Here is a 25907-nt window from a genome sequence, read left to right on the forward strand (position 1 = left end):
CCTACAGAAAGCCGGCCGATACGTCCATTAGGTACACGCTTTTTCGTACGTGTCCCATCGGAAACTACGTTGATCAGTACATCTAGCCCACGAGCTCGGCAAGGACAGGGCAGTCCACAACTGCGGGTTCGTCCCTCTGACCAGAAACCTGTGAAGGGCTCAGCGCAGCCCTTCCACACACACGGTGGGACTGCCGATCTGCCGGCCTTTTTCAGAATGGCGTCACGCCTATACTCGTTGCACCGAAGCCACTGCAAAAGCAGCGAACGGTGATATTGAAAGGTCGCGGTCACCGTGATCAGGAATCCTTTCAGGAGACCCGGGCACCAACGCAGCGATGAGTCGATGGTAGGCGCCTCCTGTCCATCTTCCTGGATCAAGCGCCAGGACGCTGCGATCAGCCATGGCAACAGCAGCCTGTTTTTCATCGCGCACGAAGATCCCGCGCCCCCTCAGTCACCTGCCTTCAGGGCCATGACATCCTGCCCGGCGAAACAACGTGCAGTCAGGGTCATCCGATCGGCTAAGAGGTTCCGCCGATGGGTGGGAGATGGTTGCGTCATCGGCCGGCAGGAGCTCGGCCACCACCCTCCGGCGCCGGCGGGACGAGTGGATCGCCGCCGGAATCTGTTACGCGGCCAAGGATTCCCGCCCGCAAGCTAGATGCGCTGCCAGGGTCCGGTGCCCGGCCTGGCTTTGGGACGTTTCCGGGCTAGACGAAAGCATGTGTTTATTAGGGCTTGTGCCTACATCGTCAAATCCGGTGCGACCTCACCTAACGGCGGAACCTCTAAAGGGCTGCAGACTACCCAGCGGAGTCGTTTGAGCGTACAACGATGCCATGGGTGCCTTGGCTGCGTGGCGGCGGACGCGTTTTTCTCTGCCCGGTGCCGCAGCTTTCTCCGCGGCTTTGGTTGTCGCTGTGAGCGGTTGCGTGGGGGCCCCTCCCGGGCCGTCTCCGTCGAGCGCCGTCGCGACCCAGGCAGCGACGGATTCCGTGGAACAAAGGATCCAGCACTTCATGGATGGCGGTGCGACGTCCGTTGTTGTGCAGCTGAGATGGCCTGGCGGCGAATGGTCCAAGGCCTATGGGGTGCGAAACCTGGTCAGCAAGGACCCGGCTCGGCCCCAGGACCGGGTATCCGTTGCCAGCATTACGAAGTCGATGGTCGCCGTATCCGTTTTGAAACTCGTCGACCAGGGTCTTATCGGGCTCGATGACCCGGTGAACGGTGTCCTTGAGAGCTTCCGAACCACGCTGCGGCCGCCCGGACCGATCACCGTCCGCCAGTTGCTGAACCATAACTCCGGCATGCCCGATTTCGGAGACTCAGAATACGCGGCGGGACCACTGAAGCAGGTTGCGAACACACGGCTCAGCATGAAACGAGGACTCGAACTGGCAGCCACGCTCCCCTGGGAGACCAAGAACGTGGACCGCTTTTCTTACTCGAGCTCCAATTACTTGGCTCTCGGCCAGCTGATCGAAAAGCTGCGCGGACGGCCCGTTGCCCACGTGCTTAATCAGGACATCTTCGCTCCTCTGGGACTTCAGCACACGTCACTGGCGGAACCGGACCGCGGGGCTCCGGACACCATCCACGCCTACATCATTGATGGCGGAGAACGGGTCGATGTCACCCAGCCCGAGATTTTTGTCGGCTCACCCGCAGGCGGCGTCATTTCGACCACGCAGGACATAAACAACTTCTATCGGGCCCTCCTCCGCGGCCAGCTTCTTTCCCCCGCCATGCTTGAGGAAATGAAGAAGAAGACCGAATTCTGGGAATACGGACTCGGTCTAGCGCGGTTTCCTGACGCATGTTCCGGCGGCTTCCGCTACGGCCATGCAGGGTACGCATTCGGCTATATGAGTATTTCCATCACGAGCGCCGACGGCGGCAGCCAGATCACGATGACCATGGCGCACGCCCCGCTGCCTTGGAACGACCCGGCGACGGCACGCCGCATCGACCTACTCCAGACGCAGATGGAAGCGGCTGCCCAGGAAACCCTCGACCGCCTCTGCCAGTGAACACGGTGGGGAGCCGGGCCCGGGTGGAGCTCCTTCCGTTGTGAACGCGGCGGCCTTGGCCGGACCGGCTAGCGACCGGGCTTATCCCATCCCGGCAATGCCAGCCCAGGTCCCACTCCCGCCGGTCCCGCCACCGCCACGGTCGTCGTCCTTACCACAACGCGTGCAGCGCTTGTAGCGGCCGCCATCCTCGGTGACTTCCATGTGCCAATCGTGGCGCATGTTCAACTCCACGATCGACTCTGAATGATTCGACCAGGCCCGACCAGCGCGAACATCACAGCGGCGAGGGCCGGACTGAGACCGAAAGCGCCCTCCCCCTGCCCATAATCGACCGTCTTTGGGGCCGGACTGAGACCGAAAGCGCCCTCCCCCTGCCCATAATCGACCGTCTTTGGGGCCGGCCAGCTCTTTTCGGCGCATGGAACCGAAGGGACGGCGCTGCGGAAGAGGATGGGGACTCCTGAACCTCGAGAGTTTGCCCGACCCGGATCTCAGCCTTGCGCGTCTCGGGGGAGCTCTGGCCGTCTCGAGCTTTCATGGGGGTCATGGCCGGCGGGCGGCCGCCGAGTCTGCCCCTGGCTTTCGCGGTCGCTTGGCCGGCCTTCGTGCCTTCGTGCAACCGCGGTCGTTCGTACGCTGCGCGAGACGCGAACATGTCGAAATTTGGCTTCCGGTGCGATCTTGTTGTGTCCAGCCAGGGTCCGGTAAGTGACCGGAAACCTATCTCTCGACGTCCAAGAACCCAGACCCTTCGACTCCGGACCAAGTGGCCGCCCGCTAGCCGCCGGCGCTGCACGGGGCAATGGATCGGGGCTCAGGTTCGGCCGCGGCCAGATCCTTTATCTTTGCTATGCGGGCTTTTGTATCCGGGTCCGCCTCGAGTTTCGTGTAGACAGGGGCACCGGCGGCTTTGAAGTCGGCAACCTCGGCCGCCGTCGCTACGACAACGGTTCCGCCGTCCTTGCAGAATTTCGCCGCATCGTCCGCCGTCTCCGTCATTGTTTCCACGGCCCATGTGCGAGTGGCTGCCGCCGCGTCTTTCAGGGCCCGCCGCTGACCCTCGCTCAAGGCTTGAAACGACTTCGTGTTGATGACCAGGGAGTTCAACTTGGAGTAGAGGACCATGTTGCCGGTCGCGGTCGTGGCCTTCGGGAGCGACCCGGCCAACGCGAACGACGATTCCGCCGCCACCACCGTTCCCGCGGCCATACCGTCATAGAACTGTTCGCCCACCAGATCGTCCGGAGTGGCGCCAATCGTCCTCAGCAGATCGTAGGTCGTGTCGGACCGGGGAGCCCGTACGGTTTTCCCTGCAAGATCAGCCGGCGTCAGTACGGGTTCGAAGAAGGAGAAGAGCATTCGCGTGCCTTCCGGGAACAGGGCAAGACCGGACACACCGACCTTGTCCAGCCCTGCAAGCATTTCGTCCGCGACTGCCGGGTCCGACACCTTTGCCATCAGTGCAATGGATGTCACGAGGAACGGCGCATGAAGTGCCGCAAAGGAACTCACCCCTTCGGTATCCCAGGCCCGGGCCGGAACCAGCCCCATATCGAAATCGCCGCTCACCACTGCGCGTGCCACTGCTTGATCCGGGTCGTCCTTGTCCTCACCCACGGCCTTCCACACCGGTTCGATCAGGACCTGGCCCCCGGAGTGTTCCTTCACGTTGCGGGCGAATTCCTCAATCTGGGCGGCGGCCGGGCGGCCGGGCTCATCATCGGTGGCTATCCGCAGGGTCTTCGTCTGTTCTGCCGCCGGCGGCGGGCCGGCCGTGGTTGCGCTGCAACCTGCTGTGGCCAGAAGTGCTGCTAATCCGAACCCTACAGAAGTCATGAAGTTGAACGGATTTCTCATAGCACGTGCCTTCCGGACGATGAATCAGTGATGCAGACTTTGGGACGGGAGACTGGTGAAGCAGCGCAGCTGGAAACGTGCGTGTCCGCAAGCTACGCCCAGGCCGCCAGCGAAGCAATAGCGGACGGCAACGCCGGACCGCCGTCCTGTTGCACAGCGAATCTTCCGCTGTGCTGGCCCAACCGAGGACAGTTCGGGGCCCGTTTAACGGTGTGGACTATCTACACATCGCGTATCGCCAGACAATGCAGTACACAAGGAATCCGGGGAAAAATCTTCAACAAACCCCCGCGAGTCATGCCAACACCACAACTCCGCGGCATGAAGAGGTGCAAGAGCAACCATGCCCACTGGGACAGGTCAGAAAGGAGGTTCGAATGACCCCACATCCCAGCATGCGGAGGACCTACAGCCAAGGCGCCTGCCCCCGCCACCCACAGTGGCGGGCGGAGATGGCAAATCCGTGGGTTAGGTGATCTCCTCGCATGGTGGTGCCGGCTGAGCGGTTACTACTTGGGTATTCGGATCGTACTCTAGGGCCGGCCTTCCGGCCACGATCACTGTAGCGCGCTCCCACGGCCGGTCTTCAAGTAGGAAGGGAATTTCTTGTTCTTCCCACTCCCTGTGCAGGTCTTCTTCTTCGTGGCCATCTCGTTCCAGGAGGCGACGTCGGGCTTCAAAGTTGTCGCACTGCACCCAGATTGATGCGTCGACTAGGTCGGAGAGAGCTTGGCGTGATGATCCGCTCCCTTCCACCCACACCACGGAACGCCCGGCGGGTAGAGCTATGGCACCTGGACGTTCTCGGGCCACCCAACCCGGCGGACGGTAATGGACTGCCTCGCCTTGGAGCAGGGGTTCGAGGACACCGTCACGGAGTTCATCGGCCCAGTCAAAAAACGAGAGATGCCACGCTACATCGTCCGTGTGAACGACATCTGATTCCGGCACTCGAGCTAGTAGACGATCGACCAGGGTGGTCTTGCCTGCCCCGCTCCTTCCATCTACCGCTACAATCCATGGGCGGTTCGGACGTTGTCCTGCTGCCGGCAGTAATCGTCGCACCAAGCCTTCCAGTGACTCGGCTTGCCAGGGTCCCCCATCGGGTTCGCCGACTTCCGGTTTCATATCCATGGTTACCTCGACTTCGATTATCGGTCCCGCCCAAAGCTGCCTTGTATGGAGTCTCGAGAGTTGCCCTGTTTGGCGCAAGCTCTTTTCGTGGCTGAGGATGGCTGGTGTACTAATCTACGCAGGGCTGTCGTATTGCGGGTGTCCGGCTGATTCAGTGCGAAGGTCTAGGGTCATTTCCCTTTTGGGGGGAGAGCGCGGTGCCGTAGCGCAGCAACGTGCGCGCTTGCGGGTCTCGGCGCCCCAAGGACCTGATCAATGGTGACCACGGCGTGACCGGAAGTAACGGGAACGGCCGGGACTGAACGAAGCCCTGGCCGCTGCCCGGGCCGGCGGCGCCCTGGTCGTCAGTAAAGTCCATCGATTCGCCCGGCCCTACCCGACGGTCGAGAACATCATCGAGGTCCTGACGGGACTTTCCCAGAAGTTCCGGCTGCGGCAGGGATGACCATGAGGATTTGATCCCAAGTCTCTACACGTCATGCAGTTCCACGCGCTCCCGGCCATGAAGGAGTACGCAGCAACACCGCTGTTCAAGCCAAGAGAAGGAGCCACCAGACCAGCCGCCACTAAAAAATGGGCCCCCGCAGGGGCCCATAAAGGAGATTTGTACACATTCAGAGGCTCACAAGCCCCTGAACAGGGAAAACACGTGCCCGAGGTGGGACTCGAACGGCATTCCCTCCCCCGCAAACAGTGGACTTCCGCGGAAACATGCGGAATCCGGCCCGATCCGACCCCAGTACAACCCGATCCGCAGCCCAAAATGTGCACAATTTACACACCCCTATTGCTTCAAGGATGCCCGCCCGACACTCAGTGCGAAGACTGCCCTTACAAAGAATTTGGTGGCGCCGCGTCTCTCACTAGGCAAACTTGAGCAAATCTTGAACAAACGTGCGATTGATTCCTGAATTCTGTCCAGCAGGATCAAAGCAGCCGGGGACTTCCGGTGCTCAGGTGCCTTCCATGGCCGAATCGCCCGCAGCTGCTAGCGGCTGATGAACGAGGGACTCGGCGGTGGAAAGTCCGCGATCTTCCATCATGTGGTTGGTCGCTGATGGAGAGTAAGGTGAAATGCCATGACCAACGATGATCGTCTGTCAGGAATATCCGACGAATCAGACCCGGCGATGCCAGGCATGGGCACGCTAGTCATCCGCACGTGGCACGAGCCCGACCAGACGCCGAGCTTTCGCGCACGGATCATCCATAGCCAAGCACCGGGCGATGAGCCGACCACTGTCTCCACTGCCGATAGGGACGAGGTCCTAAGCGTTGTACGCCAGTGGCTGTTTGCCCAACCTGTTCCTCCCGGCAAGGTCTAGATATCTCCCGTTTGATTGCGGCCTGGCTGTCCCGAAATTTCTGAGACAAGGCGCTGAATGGCCCCCGACGGTGCAAGCCCCATGTCCTCCTTCAGCTTCCTTTGGTACTTTTCGAAGGCCCTCAGCGCGGCAGCATTGTTGCCCCGCTCCCGTTCCGCCCGAATGAGAAGTCCAACTGCGGTTTCATAGAGCGGTTCAAGCTCCAGTGCCGCCTCCGAGGCCTCCAGAGCAGATTCAAAGTCACAGCACGCCAGCGACTCGCGAGCAATGATCTGGAATGCGTGGAGCCGGTCCTGCCGCAACCTGCTCTGTTCGAAGAGCACCCAGTCGTCGTACCAGCCCGGGAGCAATTCGGCGTCCCGCAACTGGTGCAGATATGAGGCCACGTTTCCGTTGAGCCCACTACGGCTCAGCTCCCGGATCTGTTCCCGGACCCGGTGGAGGTCGACGTCGACCAGTTGGCTGAGGGACAGCACGTTGCCGCCATTGAGCAGAAGGCCCGGGACCTGCCGCGAAATGAGATGCACACTGACACGCAGGCTTTCGAGGGCCCTGGACTCTTGACACTCAGGCCACAACAGACCGACGAGAAAACCTCGGGGGCGGGGGCCGTTGATGGCCAGCGCAGTAATGAGCCGTTGTTGCCGCGCCGCCACCTGCACGACGTCGGTGCCCCGGCGAAGTTGCCACGATTGAAGCAGGGTCAACCGAAAACCATAATCGTCATTGCCCATGGGTACCCCCAAAATCCAGCGTGGGACTGAAGAGCTGGAAACCTATGTGGCAACCCTTTCGCAGTTCGGAGCGTGAAGTCAATGGCCTCCGTCATGAAGCGAGTTTTGGATGAAAAGTAGACTGCTCCTCAGCATCCGTAGGGCTTACGCGCAACAACTGCCACACGTCGGTCCGAAAAAGGGCAACTACGACTCGAAGCCATTGACCAAGCGATCGCCCAGAACGACTACCGCGCAGCAAACATCCGCACCGGCTAGATCTACGTGATCTCCAACCGCGGAGCATTCGGAGAAGGCGTCGTCAAAATAGGCCTGACACGACGCCTTAAACCAGCCGAACGCATCGCCGAACTCAGTGGCGCATCGGTGCCGTTCCGGTTCGACGTCCACACCATCTACTTCTCTGAAGATGCAGTTACCCTCGAGAACGAACCGTGCTGAACTACCACCGCTTCAGTCTCGTGATGCATCGCACCAGGCGCCTGGCTCTCTACAGCTTCGTGAACGTCGACGGCCGAGTCGGCCAGTCGCCCAGGCGTGATCGGGACCGGCGGTACTTCCACCCCCGCCTGAAGCAGTCGGAGCAGATCGGTGAGGATCTATGCGGACAATGATTTTGACCGCAGTTGTGAAGTTCGTCGGCGACATCACCTACATCCACTCCTGGCATGGATTCATCTACCTCGTCACCGTCGTCGACTGTTACTCGAAGAAGGTCGTCGGCTGGTCCATCGCCGATCACATGCGCACCGAACTCGTCGCAGACGCGCACAGGAACGCGGCCGCTACGACCCGGATCGAGCCGCTCGCGATCTGGCACTCCGATCGGGGGGCAGCGTCTACACCGCGACCGAATTCAGGGCCCTGATGGCCGGCCTGGGCGATGGGACGCACCGGTATGCTCTGGGACAACAGCATGGCCGGATCCTATTTCTCCGCCCTGAAAAACGAGCCCGGAGCGACGTCGTTCGCTACATCGAAGGGTTCTACAACAGCCGGCGCCGTCACTCCGCGCTCGGATGCCGGCGGCCCAACGAAGACCGCCATGGATGTCAACAGCCAGCCTTGGCAACGTAGAAGAATCCACTAATTCCGCTGTCCGAAATCCCCATGGCAACTTAGATCAGGGTCCGCCAGCGTTCGGCTACGGGTCAGGGGACGGCCCCTGGGTAGCAGCACTCGGCTGCCGCACTTCACCGCTCGACTAGCACCACCCTGCCTGCTTCAAGCCGGTACTCGAACGCTTCATGGAAGGCAGCCAGGACCACATCACCCAAGCTTGGCAACAAGGATTCTTGCGTGTGGGGCGGAAAGTCGTTGTCCCAGAACCCCTGGCCGTCGGCGGTCGCGGAGTCATTGAGTAGCAGGAACTTGGCAACCACGACCCCCGGCGAGGACTCGGCCTGGAGAGCCTGGTCGTTGAAATGCGGTTCGCCCACGAGGAATCCATCTTGTAGATGCGGCCGCGGCGCGGAAGGCGGACACACTGCGCTAAGCCGGACCGCGACGGGGCCAACGGACTCATCCTCAGGAACGTCGTCGAGGTCTGAGATGAATGGTGGCATCGCCGTGACGTAGAGATAGCCCTCCGGCTTGGCCTCCTCGGTCCCGAGAGCGAAGGAGGCAGCCACTCGAAGCGAGCCCGTGAAGTCAAGCACAGGAGTGGGCCATAATTCGTAGTGTTGGATGACCGCCCAAGGAGCCAGCCGATAGGCATCTCGGTCGCGAAAACCGTCGAACGGTCGATGCCGAGGCAACTTGTCACGAAGGACAGCCCCGATGCGGCTGGACATCACGTCCAACGCGTCCCAGTAGTACTGCCGATCGTCGCGAAGATCAACCTTCTCACCTTCGCGCCACGGGACATTCCAGGTGTCTCGGAGAAGTGTCGGCCGGAGCGGGAAGTCCTCTGTCTGACCGCGGAAGAGGAGATGGTGCTTCTTGTTCATGACGTTCAGGAACGCAACGATTCTCACCAGTTCGCGAAAAGTTGTGACCTCATACGTCTCGATCGGGATGAGTTCGCCAGGCGGCAGCTTCTGCGACCGGAGGCTACGGGGCGCCTTCTCTTCCCAGAGTCGCCAAGCGCCGATGCCGTAGTACAAGTTCTCTTCACTGGCGACTGTATTTGTGGACATATTGCCCCCTCTGTGGCTGCGCCACCAAGCTGTGTGATGCGGTTAACTTCTGACCAACGCTAGGCGGGCCTGCTGGTCAAGCGTTGCCGAGGACTGCCTGCACCATTGTCAGACTCAACCCAGCTCTGGTGTGAACGAACCGTCAAGGACGCTGGGCTGTGACTTTCAGCTTGGTTTGGCGAGTTTTCATCAGTACCAAATGGCGGTGCCGGGCTCTCAAGCCCCGACATCGCCGGGATCCCTGCGTCAGTTGCAGCAAAACCGCCATTCCAAACCTTCAGCGGGTGCCCATAGCGGCGAGAACTGCATTGACCACGGGACGACTAGTGACGTCATTGTGTTCGGTGATGAATTTATCCGCGTTGAGGTTGTACACGTTGCCCGGCCGGAAACTGTAGCCTGGTCCGACGGCGACCGCACGGAGTTCGGTTTCGTCCAAGCTCACTTCCGGGGTGTGTTGCGCGCCGTTCCGGCCCATGCCGCCGTAGGGATCGTTCTGGTCACCGAGACCCGTGGCGTTGTCGCGCGCGATGCGCGAGGCGAGTGGGTAGGCGATGCCGACGGCCAGGTCGTTCTTGGTGTGCGTGATGACGACGGGCCCCGAGATGAGGGTGCGGTCCAGGATTCGGCGGAACGCCCCGTCGTTTCGGCCGTCGAACTTCCGGCCCAGGCCGTTGTGGGAGTAGGCGGCCTGCAGCAGGGTCATGGTTACGGGAGCATCTCCTGGCTCGATCATTGAGGCAGCCGCCGTCACGAGCCGGCCGCCGAAGCTGTGGCCGACCAGATGCAAGGGCAGTTGCGGATACCTCTCCCGTACCCGCAGGAGCAACGAAGCCAAACCCGTCCTGCCCACCGTGGCCGCTCTCGCCTTCATCTGGTAGTACGTGCCGAAGTTCGTGATGCGCCGCGCCGCGGCCTTGGTCCCGGAGAGCAGGTCCCCCAAGAACGCCACACCGCCGTCCGACACAGCCGCGACCCCGCCTTCTCCGACCGGCAGGTCCACCGGCACCCCGACCGAGAACGCGTCGAACAGCTCCTCGGGATCCCGGTCGAAGAATTCACGGGAACCGTCGTCTTCGTGCGCCTCATCGGGGTTCAGTACGCTACGAATCCTCAGGATGAACTCGCGCCTCGCGCTCTCGGACGTCTCCAGTTGGTCGATCAGGGCGGTCGCTTGGTCGATGTTTCCGGCTCTGGCCAAGTCTTCGTCGGCCTCTCCGAGGCGGTCCGGATCGTGCTTGAGGGCTGAAAGTGCGCGGAGCAACGCCACGTCGTTCTCGGCATCTGCTGAGGCGACGCCGCCGCCGGGGATGAGGTCGGCGTCGGTGAACTTCTTGCTCGGCCAGAACACTCGCAGGACAGCCATCTTAGGCGCAGCACCGTCCGCCGCGCGCTCCTGCAACTCGGCGAGATTTGCCAGAAAAGCGTCGTACAACTTTTCTGCGTCCGCCTTGTCGTTGTTCCATCCGTGGGACAACACCAGCAGGTCGGAGGCGTCACGAAGTCCGGAGAGGAGTGATACTGCCTGTTCCTGGTCGAAGACCGAGCCGTCCCTGCGGAACTCGACATCAAACTGTCCGACGATCATACGAAGCCCTCCTATATTGACTGAATTGCCCTCATGAGGTCGACCAGGCCATGGCCCTCGAAGTACCGCTCCCGCCCGAGCGGGGTCGCGGCATTGAGAAACGTCTTCTTCACCTCGAGCGGGCGACCGATAAACTCCCGCCGAATGGAGAGGAACGCAGCAATCGCGCCCGACACATGCGGAGCCGCCATACTGGTTCCGCTGTCTTCGACGTAGTAGGCCCGTTTCTGTCGCCCCTGCGGTCCGGTGTCTTCAGCGGCTGCGGGGGCATCACCGTCCTGCGTACTCTGTCCCCACGAGGCACCCTGTGCCGGTGCGGTGCTGTCACCGCCCCTAGCCGGCGCGGGCTCCAGCATCCCCCACGCCTTGCTAAGCCCGGAACCTGCAGCGCAGGAGATGATGCGCTCGCCCGGCGCGACCAGGTCGGGTTTGAGCCTGCCGTCCCCGGTCGGCCCCTTCGAGGAGAAGTAGGAAATTCCGAACGTGTGCGGTGCCTCCCGGTGGGTCGAGCCCACTGTGATGGCGTCCTCGGCGTTTCCCGGATCGTTGATGGTATTCGACAGCCCCACCCGGGTGATCCTGTTACCTGCACTTAGGCTTGAATAGCCGGTGTTGCCCGCCGCTGTGACCACGACCACCCCCGCCCGCACCAACCGGTTGACCTCCGTGCAGAGCGGGCTCTGGCCGCAGGCGAACATCTCGGCGTCGAACTCGTAGCCGACGCTCAGGTTCACCCCCTGCACGCGCAGAAGCTTGGGGTTGTCATTCAGCCGTTCCCGGATGTATTCCAAGGCCCGGACGATGTTACTCGATCTGCCTGCACCGTTCTCGTCCAGCGCACGCAAGCTCACAAGCCTGCATTCGGGGGCGACGCCGTGGAAACGCTGGCGCTCACGGTCGCTCTGGATGACCCGCTGCCGTGTGCTGGTTCGGAGTTTGGGCCGATTCTCATCCTCATCGCCGGAAGCGATGTTCTGTCGCCTCTCCAGCACTACGATCTCGACGTCTCTGGGCGCTCGACCGGCGATAATCCCGGCGACGTGGGTGCCGTGCCCGAGCGGATCCTGCAGCGCGTGCGTACGGTGCTCCTGCAGGCGGCGCTGCCGCTGCTCCTCGGTAAGGGGCGGACCGTCCACGACTTCCTCGTCGGGATCGTCTAACTGCTGGCCGTTTACGGGTGTGAAACACCGGTGAAGGTTACGCACCCGAGGGTCACAGAGCGCGTGGTCGCTGTCCGACCCGAACTGCCAGTGACCGGCGTCAATGCCAGAATCGATCACAGCCCACGTAATGTTCTCGCCGGTCGCATCGAACGAACGCAGGGCCGCGTCGGCTTTAATCGTGGAGAGCGACCTCGTAATACTCGCTTGAACGGGGAAATCCGGCCAGAGCTTGTAGACGGACCGATAGGTGAAATCATCCATCCCTTGGTTCGCGCCCTGGCCGGCCTCTCTGTGGGCTTGCTCGACGGCGACTTCCTCGTCCGCGGCGATCAGCTTCTTCCACTCGTCGAGCTTCATTTCGCACCGAAAATATGTCTTCGAGATCTTCACCAGATGCCAAGGCGGGCCAGCCGCGCTCTCACCTTCCGGCACGAGGGCATTCTTGAACAGGTTCACGAACGCGGTCGCCGCCCCAGCGAGGCCATTCATGTGCTGCACGTTCAGCTCCACCATGTAGGGCCCTCGGTCCTCCGGTGTTTCGCCCAAGCCCCACCGCTTGCGGTGCTCATCGTCTTCAAGCTCCGGTGGAACGGTTACCTGAGAAAGACGGTCGCCCTGGAAATCACCCTGCTCGACAGGGCCATTCCCTGCAAGACTGCCCCTATTGCCGTCGCCCGGGACGGAGGCGTCTATGGGTCCTCGCTCCATGAGATCGTGCACGATCTCTGAGGTGGAAAGCCCGGCAAAAGCGCCCAACCGGTCCCGCACGGCTTGCAGGTCGGGCCACAGCTCTGCGGGGCCGCGCTCGGCCAGGGCGTGCAGGAATTCATTGGCCTCGCCGGCTGTCTCCGGAGCCAGGATGGCACCATTGTCGGTCACCTGCGCCCCGGCAGCGGTCACGAGGCGCGCGGCGCGCCCGGCCAGCTCGGGCTCCAGCACGAGGCTGATCAGCGGTGCCTGGAGCTGTTCAAACAGTGCGATCCAGCTCCGTCCTTGCTCGGTGCCGCCGAGTTCGTCCCTGACCCGGCGCAGCGCAACGACCTCCGTGTCGCGGTCAAGCAGCTTCGAGCCGATCAGCTCGATGGCGCAGATGGACTGCTGGAGCAGTTCCAGCAGACCCGACTCGACCTCCCGCTTGACCGGTTCGGGATTGGCAGGGTGGAAGGATTCGGCCACACTGCCCTGCCAGGGGCCGGTCTCGAGGGTGAAGCCGTAGGTCTTGTGCTGCGCACCGTCGGCAATGTGGCGTGCGTAGGCATAGTCGCTCAGCGTCCCCGTGGTGGGATACAAGCCGAGCCCGGATTCCCGCGTATATTGTCGGCCGCGCACGTCGGCGATGGCCTGGACAATGCGGTCTCCGACGCTTTCGAAGCGCGTCAGGTCCCGCGGCATCATGTACTCGGCGTAACTCGGGTTTGTGATTGGCTGGCAGGCAGTCGTCGGCAGGGAGGTGAACCGCTTCGTTGGGTCCGTCGTCTGGGTCGGTGCGTGTCCCCAGGGGTGGAGCACCAATTCGGAATAGGAATGCACGTCGGCGAAGCAGTCGATGCCGTGGGAATCGAGCAGGTGCTGGACGTTGCGGCTCTCGGGCTCCGAAAACACGGACGGTCCGCAATAGACCTCCGAGCACCGGTCGCAGGAGGTCTGCCCTTCGGTGACGCCCCAGAGGAGGTCCGCATTGCGGTTAAGGTCCACCCCGTCACAGGGGGTCCCCGGGTTGTCGCGCCGGTTCTTGCGCCACAGGCTATCGACGGTCATCACGAAGTGGCGGCCGTCCGGGTTCAGGCAGGGCACCAGGTACACATCGAGAGTCTCCAGGATCAGTTTGATATCGGCGGCCGGCCAGATCCGGCTGCCGAGGACCACGTCGCTTCCTGTCCGGTAGCTGGCCACGAGGTCGACCGCCAGTTCGATGAGCAGGTCCGGGTTCATCAGTTCGCGCGCGTGCGTGCCGCCCACCAGCAGCACGCCCCGGCGGTTGTCCCCGCCGCCGGCACGGAGCCGCAGGGCACGGACCGGCCGGCCCTGGACCGAGGACTCGGGCAGCGTGAATTGCGTGCAGAGCTGCGGATGGGTCGCCGCGAGGGTGCTGCCGGCGGTATCGAGTTGGGAAACCGTGCGATACATCAGGCCCCTCCCTCCTGCTCCGTGCCGCCAAGGCGTTCATCGAGCCAGGCGGCCGCGGCGTCGTCGTCCATGATCAGCGAGGGGTCCAGCGGACCTGCGGGTGCGGCCTGGACGATTGTGACTTCGAATCCGCTCCCGACGAGACGGGCCGCCTCATCCATGTCGACCAGCAGCCGGACCCCTCCCTCCGGATCGGGCACACGGTCCAGGTCCATGTCCGCCACACGGCGCATGTCCATCCTTTCCGCAGCCCCGGCCCCGGCACGGACAATGACCTCGTACCTTGCCTTCGCCTGGTCAGCCTCTTGGGGAGTATCCTCGCCAGCCATCACCGGCCTCCCTTCCTGAAGCAGGGCTTCATCCGGCCCGGCAGCACGTGAGCCTGCCGGATACCGGCAACTAGTTTTGGGCGCCGTGCCATCCGGGCCTTTCCAAACTCGGTTCTCCCGAAAATTTAACAATTCTTTGTTCGGCTGCTTGCCGGCCCAAGCCCGGCATGGACAGCATGCGTCGGCAGCCACCCCCAGTCTGCCTAGATGCCGTTACTTGGGCGTTACAAGTGTTGGAGGGAGGCATCCCGGCGGCATCGATCCAGGTGTCGGCTCCGGCCAGGTCGGCGCACCTGTACCGGCTCTTGGCGGTTGGTGGGGAAAGTGATTCCTGGTGAGCGTCATGCCGCCGTCCGGACGGCACTTCTCATGAGGATAATCGATTTGTAGTTGCCGGAGTTCCGGTAGCCGCGGGCGGTTCGTTTGATGTGCTTGATTCCCGTGTTGTTCGCCTCGACCGTGCCGGTCGTGGCGCCGGTGACGATGATGACCTCAATCTCCTTCCACCAGCGGCACACCGTGCGGTAGAGCTTGTTCGTCTCGTGCCGTCCTGCCGCCGCAACGAGGACCGGAGTTCGTCTTTCGCTGCGGCGGCCTCGACCAGGGAGATGGTGCGCAGCAGGATCCGCAGCCGTTCCTTGACCTTCCATACTGCCTGCAGCTTGCCGGTGGCGTCATCGGCGTCGAAGACCGCTTCCAGCCGGTGGGCTGCAGTGTCGGTGAGCGTCTCGCCGGCGCGCACGAGCAGCATCCGGTGCGCCCAGGCCTTGTCGATACTCCGGCCGCGGCGGCCCTTGACCTGTTGGGAGAGGTTCTGCCGCGCCTCGGCCACCGCCTGGTTGGCGAGGGAGACCAGATGGAAGTGATCAACCGCGACAGCGATCCGGGGAAGCCACATCCGGAACGCCGCGGACGGGTCGATCGACGACCTGCACGCCGAGCCGCCACTGGAGCGGTCGGGCGAAGAGCCAGTCGCCGACGCCCTTGTGGTCCCTGCCGTCCACGACGCCCAGGACCTGGCCTCTGTCCAGATCCACGATGGTGGTCATCCACGGCTCGTGCCGGACCCACGAGCTGGACTCAGCATCACGGAAATACCGCACGGACCGGAACCGGTGCTCATCGATCCCCAGCAGCCGCGGACTCAGCTCATCCACCTCGAGCAGCGTCAGGAAGCAGGCTTCGGTCAGCGCTGCACGGACCAACCACAAGCACACAGCGAACGCGGCGGCGGTCTCGGACACTGCCCGGCCGGACCGGACGGCCACATCAACTACGTGGCCCCTGAGCTTTCCGGTGAACCGTGCGCCGCGAGGGATCTGGGTCGTGGATTCAGAGAACGAGAGCCGGGCGCAGGCCGGTTCATCGCAATACCAGCGGGATTTGGACCACAGGACCTGGACGGCGCCGGCGACAGGGATGTCCCGGATCCGCTGGAAGCGCCGTTCCTTCCGCCGTGCCGCAACGACACCACACGTCGTGCAGCCCGGGGGCTGGTCGGTTTCGATAATAATCTGGCGTTGTCCGTCCGCCAGGACGCTGACGGACACGACGCAGTAGTCAGGCAGGTTGAAGATGCTGGCGGCAGCGTCGGTAGCCACCCCCGGTAGGCTCATTCATGGCTCGTGGTCCTGTTCCAGGTTGAATGCTTAGACACACTCATCCCAGCAGGGCCACGGGCCCCTCTTAGCTACGACACGGAATCAATCCCCCGCGAACCTTAAAAAGCCCCTGTACCCTGGTTTTCAGGAGTACGCGTGTCCGGCATCGCCGGGGTCCTGTTCCGCAGTCGGACATGGTCTGGAAACGCCGCCGCTGCTTCAGCGGCGACGAAGACTGGGACAAGACCCAGTCCCGGATCCCTGCGGAGGCCGACGCTGCCGGGATGAACGATTCGGAATCTCCGTAGACTCCACCGTCAACCGGGCCCACCAGCACGTCACGCTCCCGGCTTTCTCCCGCCCGGCACGTTGCCTCCGGATCTGGTGAAGATGGCAACGCGGGGTCTGTTCAAAATGCGGTCCGGCTGCTCGGCATGGTGGTCAGGGCGTGCGACTTCCTTCCGGTTGTCGCTGTGACGCTCAGGGACGTCGTTCGAGCCGTAATAACTTCTGCTCGTGCTTTGTTCCCGGATGATGCTCTTCGCCCGCGCCCAACCTTGGTGGAAGTGCTACGCCGGAGCTGCATTATCTCGCAGAGGTGACCTCGCTCGCCGACCAGGCTCTCCTCTGGTAAGGACCGAATTCCCCATCAGTTTGACCCAAGGCCCTGCCTCCGTCGACTTGAGCCCTAAACGGCCAGAAAAACCTCAAAGTCAACCAACATCCGCCCCGCAGTCTTGCTTCACCGTGACCAGAAACCCGTCGCCGAAGCCGGTTGTACATGCGCACTGTGACTTTGGCCTTAGATGTCCGAAGCATCGTCAGTCCACTTCGGCCAGATGCGAATGAAACTGCGCGAACGTCATGCGTTGCACGGCGGCCTCGGTGGTCCGCAATCGGTCCGCGAACACCGCCGCGCCTTAACGTTGTGGTGGCCCCGCACCACCACATCGATCACATCTCAGGCTTCGCCGACCCAGCCTGGGCCAAGGTGCAGGTCGACGATGTCTGGGTGCCCTATATCGAGGACCCGAGGACGAGAGGACGATAAGAACCTGCGTGGCGGGTCAGAACTACTAAAGCCTGTAGTAATGTTCACGTACCCTCCCTTGCCATTTCAATATTAATTCTCGCATTTCATCAAGTTCGCCTGAACCGACATGGGCAGGGGGCATCCTATTCACAAAAGCATCAGAAACTCCGTTATCAAAAACTCCTCCGTCAATTCCGTCTTCACGGAATATGAGTAAGGGTAACCCGAGACCGAATAATATTCCAGCTTCAAGGTTGTTCCAGGGCGTTGGGAACCTTCTATCCTTCACTCGGACTTCGTGCTCCGTTCCTGGCTTTAGCGTCCCCTCTAAACTTCGAAATTGCTCAAAGCCGAGAATCACACCGCAAGAGCAATGCTTAGCGATGACCGCAACCTCCCGAAGCGGATAATCCGTCGGGTACTCTTTGCGCCCAAGAGCCCGAGGCTCCAAGCCGAAATCGTTCAGGATAGTCACTACTCGGCCACGCAATTCTTCTTGTTTTGGATTCAATGCAGTGGGGGCAGATAGAAAAATTGGAATGCGCATATCAACACTCCTTTATATTCACATCGTAAATTTCTGGCTGGTAGGAGAATCCGAGATAACGTCGCCAATTCGAATTGAACCATTGCTAGTCATCGGATGACCTAAATAACGGCGGATGGGAGCTCTGCCGGATTTAACGAATTGTTACACCATGTGCGTTGCCAGTCCTTATCTCCGGTTTCAGATGATCCGAACCCATTTGGGTGCCTGCGAACATTATGCATCAATGACCATCTAGCTCACACGACCCCTTCCGCGAAACCAGCCGATCGGACAACTGACCGCGCCGGGTGGCACTCCCGTATCGCCGCGGTGAACCTCAAATGACTCCTGAAACTCGGACTCAGCGACGAAAACGGCTCATGGACCGCCAGGGCCACCCGCGGCCCACGGTCAGTCCGACGAACCGCTCTTGGCGGCCATGCGGAGGATGCGGGCAGCGGGGAAACGCCGGCAAGGGCTGCAAAACGGCCAGAGCGGATGCGGCCGGTGCGACGCGCAGATGATGACCGCGGCGGCATCTCGCAGGCAACCGAGGTGCCGAGAGTCTGTACCACCGACTGGCAGACACGACGTGCGCCCTTCCGACCTATCTCCGGCGTTCCCTCACTTGGGATCAAGGGTACTGAAATGGCGTGCCACCAGGATTTCACCCGGCGGACACCCATCCCCGTTTACTTCTGCGATCCGGCCAGTCCCTGGCAGCGCGGCTCGAACGATAACACCAATGTCCTGCTCCGGCAGTACTTCCCGAAAGGAACAGACTTGGGCGTCCACAGCCCAGAACACCTCGCCATTGTAGCCGCTGAACTCAACCGGCGACTACGCGAAGTCCGGGATGGCTGAGTCCCATGTAACCTCTGGCTAGACTGTCTTCACCCACGCGTGGCTCTTACAGGATGTCCGAGACGAGTTGCAGAATCCCCTCCGAGGGTGCAAGGCCCATGTCATCGTTCAGCTTCGCTCGAAACTTTTCGAAGGCCCGAAGTGCGGCAGCATTGTTGCCCTGCTGCCGTTGAGCCTGAATGAGAAGTCCGACGGCACTTTCGTAGAGCGGTTCAAGTTCAAGTGCTGCCTCCGATGCCTCCAAGGCCGCCTCATAGTCGCAGCGCGCGAGGGTCTCGCGAGCAATGATGTGGAACGCGTGGAGCCGCTCCTGCCGCAATCTGCTCTGTTCAAAGAGCACCCAGTCCTCGTACCAGCCCGGCAGCAGTTCGGCATCTCGTAAAAGGTTCAGGTACGAAGCAACATTCCCGTTAAGACCGGTTTGGCTGATCTCCCGCAAACAAGACCGGACCCGGTGCAAGTCAACGTCCACCAAGTCGCTTAGCGAAAGCTCGGCGCCGCCATTGACCAAGAGGCCCGGAACCTGCCGTGAGACCAGGTGCATGCTCACCCGCAGACTCTCCAGGGCCCGAGCCTCGCAACTCTCCGGCCACAGAAGCCCAGCCAAGTAGCTCCTCGGGCGGGTGCCGTGGATAGCCAGCGCAGTGATGAGCCGCTGTTGACGGGCCGCAACATGCATAACGCACGAGTCCCTGCGGAGTTTCCACGACTGGAACAGGCTCAGCTGAAAATTGCAAAAGTTGCCGCTTAGCATCGGTACCCCCAAATCCAGCGCGACTCCGAGCTGGAACAGTTCTAGCCACGAGGATCCGCATTTCGGTAAGGGGTGTCAATGGCCAAGCGCATCTGGCAGTTTTGTGAAGCGAAGTGGCGTGAGCTCAGCACCCCGGCAACGCGTGCACCTCAGTGACTACCATTGTCACTGGAATCCGGGGCAAAGGCCTTAGTCACAACGCCCTCTAGAGATGAGCAGCCATCGCGGATTCTCCCAATCCATTTACCGCTCTTCGCCGGCGAGGGCCGACGTCGCATCCCAGATGGCCACGGTGGCCCCGGGAGCGAGACGGGTAACCCGTGGGCCGGTCAATCCATGGATGCTCCGTCGTAAACTCCCTAGCCGCCCGGTAAGGGAAGCACCCGCCGTTCGACCCGATCCACAGCCGCTAAACGATTGTGCCAGGTCCGCTGCTGCAGAACTGACCGAACCAAAACTATCTTTTGAACTCGATTCGGACCGAGTTGTCGTCCGGGAGCACGATCACTGTTCCATCACGCGGTGTCCAGCCGTCATGCAGGAAGAAGAAACGTCCGCCGCTGAGCACCAGCAGGCGCAGACCGCTGTAACGGTAGAGGGCTGTTTCCCCGCTACCCACTTTCACCTCCTTGACGGCATCCGTGCCGATGCCCAGCGGCTTGAGTGAGTAGACCTCCGCCCGGGGCATGTACTGGACTCCCTGCTCGAAATTCACTGCCAGCCGCCGGCCCAGCGCCTGGGCATAGTCAGCCGTGCCCCAGAAGAGCAACAGTGTCACGATGCTAAGGACCAGTGTGGTTTCCACCGCCCGCTGTTCCGTGGTGAGCGCTGGTCGTTTGGCGTCCCGGCCCAGACGGCGGAGGCGGACGCACCACGTGGCCACGAGTACGCCCAGGGCCATCAAGTACGGCGTATACAGCGCCGTCCGTGCAGGCTCAACGATGGCCAGAAGTAGACTGACGCCGACCACGAGCCCACTGGCCAGGGCGGCAATGCCGGCGGCTCGGACGATGACCGCACGGCCGCTGCCCTCCTCGATGCGGCGGCGCAGCCAGCGGTCCAGGGCCACCCAGACGACGCTGACGACCAGGAGGCAGACCAGCGGCAGAAAGAGCGCGTTGATGCTGATCAGGATGTAGTCCTGCACAGCGTATCCGAACAGGCTCACATCCAGACCCATCTGCGCTGCCTGGGCTTCCGCACGTGCCCAGCCGAAGTAGAACAGCAGCGCCGTCGCCACCGTGACCGGCGGGCCGATGGCCGAAACCACACCAAGGGCGCGGGACCACGAGGAACGCTCGTCACCGTGGGCTTCCGTCATGGGATGTTGCCCGGCGCCGCTTGCAGGCACGTGTTCTGGTCCACCGCGTATGCGAAGGACGCCGTTCCCTTCACCGAAAGTTTGGCCTTGGCGACAGTGACGTCCACCGTGGCCGGCGCTCCCTGCACAGGAGTCGGTGCTTTGAAGTAGAAGTCCCCCAATGGGTAGCTGTCGTCGGGGGGACTCGCACGATGCCCCACCTTGGCCGTCGTCGTGCCGACGTTGACCTCACTGATGCTGTTAGCGGGGAGGCCGCCCAGAGTTCCGCCTAGGAGGATGATGTCGCCGGGACAGACGGAATCGGACGGGCGGCCCACGACACTAAGGTCTTTGAGCTCTGGCGGGCAGGCAGTGCCGGGGAGGGGGGCAAGCTTGAACGGCACATCCGGCTTCTGCCGTCTGAAAGCAGCCACATCGCGCAGCACTTCGTAGGCTTTTACGGACCAGCAATCGGAATTCGGCAGTTTTGGCGGCTGCATCGTGCCCAAAGCCGATGCACCCTCTTCCCACGCAGCCTTTTGGCCCTTCAGGCCCAGGCACAGCTTTCGCGCCACTCGCTCCACGGTGACCGGGGGATCGTCGGAATCCGGAACGACATCGCAGTTCCGGTCCTTTAGTCCTGCATACCAGACCGGATCGTCTCGGCCTACCGGGCCGATCGGCAGCCAGTCGAGTACGGCGGTCTCCTGCGCGGGAGGCTTACCGGGCGCCGGCGGACCGGGCGGCTGAGCGGGAGGCTGACCCGGGGCCGGCGGACCGGGCGGCTGAGCGGGAGGCTGACCCGGGGCCGGCGGACCGGGCGGCTGAGCGGGAGGCTGACCCGGGGCCGGCGGACCGGGGGCCGGCTGACCGGGGGCTGGCTGACCCGGTGCCGGCGGACCGGGCGGCTGAGCGGGAGGCTGACCCGGGGCCGGCTGACCGGGGGCCGGCTGACCGGGGGCTGGCTGACCGGGCAGCTGGCCTTGGGACGGCGGCGCGGGCTGTTGTCCCGGAGCCGGACGTTGCGCCTGGTTGCGCCCGTCACCCGTGCCGTCACCGGATCCGTTCGAGCCGCCCGATCCTCCAGTCGCCGTCCCGCCAGGGGCGGCCGCCCCGGCCGACGTGTCCGCACCGGTATCCGCTGAAGTGACGGGCGCGCTGGAAGCCGAGCCGCGGTCGCTGTTAGTCGTCACGCACGCAGAGAGAAGCAAAGATAAGATCAGCACCCAGAGAAAGGCGAATGGACGCCGGCGGCTGCAAGAGTGCATCGTGCATCAGCAGTATCTCGGTCTGTGTGCCGCTGAGCACCTGAGGCGGGGGAATCTTTCGTGTCCTGCGCCCTCCGTGGCCGGAATGGTAGCCAAGACTGAGCTAGGACGGGCTTCGGGATGGGCCAGCAAAACGGACATGTCTTTCACCTCGCAAGGCATCGTGGCTCGCAAAGCCACGGGCCATGAGCATCAGATAGTTCACTTGAATTGCTATGCGCAAGGCATCACTGCTGCACGTCCCCACCAACAGTGTCCGGGTGTGCCGTTACTACAACGTTACAGCTATACGATGCGGGCAAGACCTTGCAGGGGTACGCGACCAGTGGAATGCTCTTGCCCGCTGGTCTTCGTCACGGGATGACGCCCGGGGTCTGCCGGCATTCATTCTGATCGGCTGCGTACTCGAAAGAAGCAGATCCCTTCACCACCCAATCGGCGTCGGCGATACTGACGTCGGCCGTGGTCGGGTCCCCTACTATGAGGGGCGGCGCCAGGAAGTAAAACTCAAGGGGGTTGTCATTATTCGTGGAGCTCTGCCGCTGCAGTACAGGTGCCGTTGTTGTTCCCACCTTAACCGAACGAACGGTGCCAACGGGGAGGCCGGTGACATTCCCCAGCAGGACGATCACAGAGCCGGGACACACCAGGGAAGGCGGCGAAATGCCACCGTCGTCCTCGAGGCCGTTGAGTTCAGGAGCGCAGGCGGTCCCGGGGCGGGGAGCAAGTTTCACAAGCGCATTTGGCTTCTGCTTCCGGGAAGCGGCGACATTGCCGAGCACTTGGTAGGCGGTTACGGACCAGCAGTCGTCCGAAGGTGGCAGCGGCATAGTGTCCAGGGCAGAGACCCCTTTCTGCCAGGCAACCTGGTCGCCTTTCAAACCTAGACAGAGTGTCTTTGCCGCTGCTTGCATGGTGTCAAAAGGTTCGGAAAAGCCATCGAGCGACTGGCAGTCCAGGTCCTTCAGGTCCACTTACCAGACCGGATCTTCTCGCCCGACCGGGCCTATCGGCAACCATTCGAGTACTACGGACTCAGGTGCGGGGGGCTAGTTGGGGGCAGGCGGTCCCGGCGGCGGAGCGGGTAACTGGCCGGGGCCTCGGGGGCTTGCGTCCGAGCAGGCGGCTGGCCTTGCACGGGCAGCGGTTGTTGACCAGGACCCGGGCCTTGCGGCTGACTTCGCACGCCGCCAGGGCCAGAGCCGCCGGGCCCTTCGGACGCTCCACTGGCTTGGCTCTTGTCCGTATCGTCAGTGGGCCGATTCGACGGCGGGGTGTTCTGCCCATTGCCTTCAGAAGCGCCGGGACTGCTGGAAAACGAGTCGCCGCGGTGGCCGCCTGCCGTCATACACGCAGACAGAAGCCACGACAACCACCGCCCAGACGAAGACGGTTAGGTGGCCGCGGCTATAGGCGTTCATCTCGCACCATCGTTGTTATCACCGGCGGGAAGGCTCCTGCTTCCGAAGGGCTTGGGACATATTTTCCTCCAGTTCGCGCACCTGATCCAGTTCATGGAGCCCATACGGGATCCCTGGGGCCGCACCCAGCGGCGCCACCGGCGGATCCGGAAAAAGTGCAAAAAACCATGTCAACCTCTCGGCGTGGCTAAAGATGGTGGCCGGGGGTTACCCGAAGGCGCAGGGGACAAGTGGCGGAGCCTCCCGCGGTCTTTACCGTGACCACCAAGAAATCCCGGGCTGCCAAGGACGGGACCCGTACGTCGATCACCGTAGGGCTTGGCCTGCCCACAATGGCCCCCTGCTTGACCACCAATGCGCCGGATGACTGCCGGAAAAACACCTTCACGGGGGCAAAATGAAAGTTGGAGCCGTGCAGTGTTATCGTCTCGCCCAATTGGGCTTCTTGTGTTGACAAGAACGGCTTAGCAAATTCCGGCTTAGGCGGTTCGACGTGGAAGGTGGCGCTGGCAGTAGCAGTGCCTGCGGCGGTGTGGATGGCGACCGGCACGTCCGCCCCCTGTTCCCCTGGGGCCACGAGTCCTTGGGGTACGACAGCCGTCAATTTATGAGCCGCAAGGGGCTCGCGCACGGTCGCCTCCTGGCGGCCGAAGAACACCTGCGGGGTACCGGTGTCGAGATTCCGCCCGAACAGCGTAACCGCCGTGCCAGGCCACCCGCTCACTTGATTGAAGGGCGGATCACCGAATTGGGGAGGTTCGGAGAGGAGGATGCGGAAGGCGGTCCCGGCGACGGCGGTGCCCGCGCGTGTCTCTACCTTGACCGGTACATCCGCAACCGGTTCCCCGGGATGGACAAGCCCCTCGGGCACGAGGGCAGTCAAGGATGTCGCGGTAGGGTGCCCGACCACTATCGCTGTCTGGTGGCCGAAGAACACCTGGGTCCTACCCGCATTGAAGTTCCGCCCGAACAGCGCGACGGGCCTGCCGGGCCACCCGCTCACCGGGTCGAAGGCCGGATCGGCGAACGCCGGAGGCTCGGCCAGCACCCGGAATGCGGTCGCCGCGGCGGCGGTGCCGGCGGCGGTCTGGACGCTGACGGGCACGTCCGCCCCCGGCTCCCCGGAGACGAGAAGCCCCTCGGGCACGGCAACCGTCAGGGTCCCGGAGGCGGGGGGCGCGAGGAGCGCCGCCTCCGCCGCACTGAAGAACACCCGCGGGATGCCGACATTGAAATTCCGCCCAGAGAGAATCACGGGGGTGCCCTGCGCCCCGTCGTCCGGGGTGAACTGCGCCGCCGGCGGATCGGCGAACGCCGGGACGAACGACGCCGGGTCCGCCCACGGCTGCACCGTCTCGCCCTCACTTTCGGCCACTACCCACGTAAAGTAGCCCTCGCGGCCGGGGTCGTTGTTCCGGATCCCCAGCGTCCACGTCTCCTCGGTCGCCCGGTCGAACCCCACCACGACGCCCGTGACGGTCCCGGCCCCCGGAACGCCAGCTTGCAGGACCTGGAACGCATCCCCCACGAAACCGGTTCCCCCGCCCTCGGGGCGTGTGGCCCGGAACACCGGCTGCGTCGTCGCCGTTACCGCCACGGCCGGACCCTGCCCTGCCCGCACGAACAACGACGGCGCCACCGTGCCGCCGACCATCGCTACCCGCAGGAACATCATCCGCGCGTAGATCCCGGCAAACTCCGGTAACGCTTCCCCCGCCAGCTGGGCAAAGCCGGCATCCACCCGCCCTGCGACGGGCGCAGCCAGTGGCGCCACCGGCGGATCCGGAAACAGTGCAAAAACCATGTCAGCTCCTCCTCCTAACCCACAGCGTGGTTGATGGTGATGAGTTCTGCGCTGGCGCTGCTTCCGAACTGGTTCCGGACGATGATCCGGGCCTGTTTTTGCGCTTCAGGGCCAAGGCTTGGCGCTGTCACCCTGATGCGGGTCGCTGTCGGCGGCTCAAGGAGGACGGCCGGGACCGGGGCCTGGCCCTCCACACTGAATGTGACAGTCACTGGAGAACCGTCGAAATCCTGGCCGTTCAGCGTAACCTCTGCGCCGACCTCGACAGCTGAGGGGCTGAAATCCTCAACGTCCGGCGTAGGCGGAGCCACCAGAATCCGAAGCGCCTGGGCGCACGTGACGGAACCTCCTGCGGTCGTCACCGTAACCGATATTTTACCGATGGGGCCGAGTACGAAGACACCCGTCGGTATCCGCACGGTCATTTCTGTGGCGCTGGGTCGCCCGAGGACTTCCCCAGGAACAGGAAGGCGAGAATCATCATCAAAAAACTCCAATGCACGGAACTCAACCGTCACAGGAGCAAAGTGGAAATTCCGGCCGTGCAGCAGAAGCTTCCTCCCGAGAAGAGCTGGTTCGGGTGCAAAAGGCGGAGCGGCGAAGGCAGGTGCCGGCGGCACAGCATGAAAAACACCGGAGGCTACGGCGGCGCCAGCGGCGGTTTCGACGCTGACCGGCACGTCCGCACCCGATTCCCCGGTAGGGACAAGCCCTTCGGGCACGGCCACCGTCAGGGACCCGGCGGCAGGGGGCACGAGCAGCGATGCCTTCCCGGCACCGAAGGACACCCGCGGGATACCGACATTGAAATTCCGGCCGGACAAACTCACCGCGGTACCCGCCGTCCCGGCCACCGGCGCGAAGGAAGGGTCCTCGAACACCGGGATAAACGAGCCAGGG

The 25907-nt window shown here is 62.9% G+C and carries 20 protein-coding genes and 4 pseudogenes; 7 read left to right on the top strand and 17 right to left on the bottom strand.

Annotated elements, in window-relative coordinates; genetic code table 11:
* The first annotated feature begins 841 nt into the window (after window positions 1-841).
* Complete coding sequence (locus tag AC1DZQ_RS17530; RefSeq protein ID WP_476964687.1) at window positions 842-2035, top strand: serine hydrolase domain-containing protein; 1194 nt, start codon at window positions 842-844, stop codon at window positions 2033-2035.
* 277 nt (window positions 2036-2312) lie between these two features.
* Here AC1DZQ_RS17530 and AC1DZQ_RS17535 read toward each other — a convergent pair whose 3' ends face one another.
* Both AC1DZQ_RS17535 and AC1DZQ_RS17540 read right to left on the bottom strand, forming a co-directional pair.
* Complete coding sequence (locus AC1DZQ_RS17535; protein WP_476964688.1) at window positions 2313-2834, bottom strand: recombinase family protein; 522 nt, start codon at window positions 2832-2834, stop codon at window positions 2313-2315.
* Complete coding sequence (locus AC1DZQ_RS17540; protein WP_476964689.1) at window positions 2816-3895, bottom strand: TRAP transporter substrate-binding protein; 1080 nt, start codon at window positions 3893-3895, stop codon at window positions 2816-2818. The genes AC1DZQ_RS17535 and AC1DZQ_RS17540 overlap by 19 nt, the downstream gene beginning before the upstream one ends.
* 1432 nt (window positions 3896-5327) lie before the next feature.
* On the opposite strand from AC1DZQ_RS17540, the gene AC1DZQ_RS17545 reads away from it, so the two are divergent.
* Together AC1DZQ_RS17545 and AC1DZQ_RS17550 are read left to right on the top strand one after the other, a co-directional pair.
* The gene (locus tag AC1DZQ_RS17545) at window positions 5328-5474 is read left to right on the top strand and encodes a hypothetical protein (protein WP_476964710.1); all 147 of its coding nucleotides are present in this window, start codon (window positions 5328-5330) and stop codon (window positions 5472-5474) included.
* 634 nt (window positions 5475-6108) lie between these two features.
* Window positions 6109-6354 carry a hypothetical protein gene (locus AC1DZQ_RS17550; RefSeq protein ID WP_476964690.1) on the top strand — a complete coding sequence of 82 codons (246 nt, stop codon included), beginning with the start codon at window positions 6109-6111 and terminating at the stop codon, window positions 6352-6354.
* On the opposite strand, the gene AC1DZQ_RS17555 is transcribed toward AC1DZQ_RS17550, so the two are convergent.
* A complete protein-coding gene (locus AC1DZQ_RS17555) occupies window positions 6351-7088 on the bottom strand; it encodes an AfsR/SARP family transcriptional regulator (RefSeq protein ID WP_476964691.1) in 738 nt (245 codons plus the stop codon). The genes AC1DZQ_RS17550 and AC1DZQ_RS17555 overlap by 4 nt on opposite strands.
* A 189-nt stretch (window positions 7089-7277) precedes the next feature.
* Between AC1DZQ_RS17555 and AC1DZQ_RS17560 the strand changes: the two are divergent.
* Both AC1DZQ_RS17560 and AC1DZQ_RS17565 read left to right on the top strand, forming a co-directional pair.
* Window positions 7278-7520, top strand: a pseudogene (locus AC1DZQ_RS17560) (GIY-YIG nuclease family protein); the annotation flags it as partial.
* Between the two features lie 196 nt (window positions 7521-7716).
* Window positions 7717-8165: pseudogene (locus AC1DZQ_RS17565) on the top strand (DDE-type integrase/transposase/recombinase); the annotation flags it as partial.
* 116 nt (window positions 8166-8281) lie between these two features.
* Here the strand turns inward: AC1DZQ_RS17565 and AC1DZQ_RS17570 are convergent.
* The 8 genes and pseudogenes from AC1DZQ_RS17570 to AC1DZQ_RS17605 form a co-directional block, all read right to left on the bottom strand.
* On the bottom strand, window positions 8282-9226 hold the full coding sequence (locus tag AC1DZQ_RS17570) for an FRG domain-containing protein (RefSeq protein ID WP_476964692.1): 945 nt from the start codon (window positions 9224-9226) through the stop codon (window positions 8282-8284).
* Window positions 9227-9503: 277 nt separating this feature from the next.
* Entirely contained in the window at window positions 9504-10814 is a 1311-nt protein-coding gene (locus tag AC1DZQ_RS17575) for a hypothetical protein (RefSeq protein ID WP_476964693.1), read from the bottom strand.
* Between the two features lie 11 nt (window positions 10815-10825).
* Window positions 10826-14104 carry a M14 family zinc carboxypeptidase gene (locus tag AC1DZQ_RS17580; protein WP_476964694.1) on the bottom strand — a complete coding sequence of 1093 codons (3279 nt, stop codon included), beginning with the start codon at window positions 14102-14104 and terminating at the stop codon, window positions 10826-10828.
* Window positions 14104-14433 (bottom strand): hypothetical protein, encoded by a 330-nt coding sequence (locus AC1DZQ_RS17585; protein ID WP_476964695.1) that lies wholly within the window; start codon window positions 14431-14433, stop codon window positions 14104-14106. The genes AC1DZQ_RS17580 and AC1DZQ_RS17585 overlap by 1 nt, the downstream gene beginning before the upstream one ends.
* Window positions 14434-14774: 341 nt before the next feature.
* Entirely contained in the window at window positions 14775-15083 is a 309-nt protein-coding gene (locus tag AC1DZQ_RS17590; RefSeq protein ID WP_476964696.1) for a transposase, read from the bottom strand.
* Window positions 15065-15331 (bottom strand): annotated as a pseudogene (locus AC1DZQ_RS17595) (transposase); the annotation flags it as partial. The gene AC1DZQ_RS17590 and the pseudogene AC1DZQ_RS17595, both read right to left, overlap by 19 nt.
* On the bottom strand, window positions 15300-16034 hold the full coding sequence (locus AC1DZQ_RS17600) for a transposase (RefSeq protein ID WP_476964697.1): 735 nt from the start codon (window positions 16032-16034) through the stop codon (window positions 15300-15302). The gene AC1DZQ_RS17600 and the pseudogene AC1DZQ_RS17595, both read right to left, overlap by 32 nt.
* A gap of 1076 nt (window positions 16035-17110) precedes the next feature.
* Entirely contained in the window at window positions 17111-17614 is a 504-nt protein-coding gene (locus AC1DZQ_RS17605; protein ID WP_476964698.1) for a hypothetical protein, read from the bottom strand.
* A 518-nt stretch (window positions 17615-18132) separates the two neighbouring features.
* Here AC1DZQ_RS17605 and AC1DZQ_RS17610 point away from each other — a divergent pair.
* Window positions 18133-18460 (top strand): annotated as a pseudogene (locus AC1DZQ_RS17610) (IS30 family transposase); the annotation flags it as partial.
* Between the two features lie 46 nt (window positions 18461-18506).
* On the opposite strand, the gene AC1DZQ_RS17615 reads toward AC1DZQ_RS17610, so the two are convergent.
* From AC1DZQ_RS17615 to AC1DZQ_RS17640, 6 genes are all read right to left on the bottom strand, one after another.
* A complete protein-coding gene (locus AC1DZQ_RS17615; RefSeq protein WP_476964711.1) occupies window positions 18507-19004 on the bottom strand; it encodes a bacterial transcriptional activator domain-containing protein in 498 nt (165 codons plus the stop codon).
* A 667-nt stretch (window positions 19005-19671) separates the two neighbouring features.
* A complete protein-coding gene (locus AC1DZQ_RS17620; RefSeq protein ID WP_476964699.1) occupies window positions 19672-20535 on the bottom strand; it encodes a hypothetical protein in 864 nt (287 codons plus the stop codon).
* Entirely contained in the window at window positions 20532-21089 is a 558-nt protein-coding gene (locus AC1DZQ_RS17625) for a hypothetical protein (protein WP_476964700.1), read from the bottom strand. Before AC1DZQ_RS17625 ends, AC1DZQ_RS17620 begins: the two co-directional genes overlap by 4 nt.
* Window positions 21090-22135: 1046 nt before the next feature.
* Window positions 22136-22756: a hypothetical protein gene (locus AC1DZQ_RS17630; protein WP_476964701.1), complete on the bottom strand. Its 621-nt coding sequence runs from the start codon at window positions 22754-22756 to the stop codon at window positions 22136-22138.
* 634 nt (window positions 22757-23390) lie between these two features.
* Entirely contained in the window at window positions 23391-25007 is a 1617-nt protein-coding gene (locus tag AC1DZQ_RS17635; RefSeq protein WP_476964702.1) for a hypothetical protein, read from the bottom strand.
* A gap of 14 nt (window positions 25008-25021) precedes the next feature.
* Window positions 25022-25369 carry an IPT/TIG domain-containing protein gene (locus tag AC1DZQ_RS17640; RefSeq protein ID WP_476964703.1) on the bottom strand — a complete coding sequence of 116 codons (348 nt, stop codon included), beginning with the start codon at window positions 25367-25369 and terminating at the stop codon, window positions 25022-25024.
* A 261-nt stretch (window positions 25370-25630) separates the two neighbouring features.
* Here AC1DZQ_RS17640 and AC1DZQ_RS17645 point away from each other — a divergent pair.
* Window positions 25631-25907: hypothetical protein (locus AC1DZQ_RS17645; protein ID WP_476964704.1), on the top strand; the 277-nt coding region annotated here is incomplete at its 3' end.

The organism is Arthrobacter sp. P1_C12_2 (genome assembly GCF_056406415.1).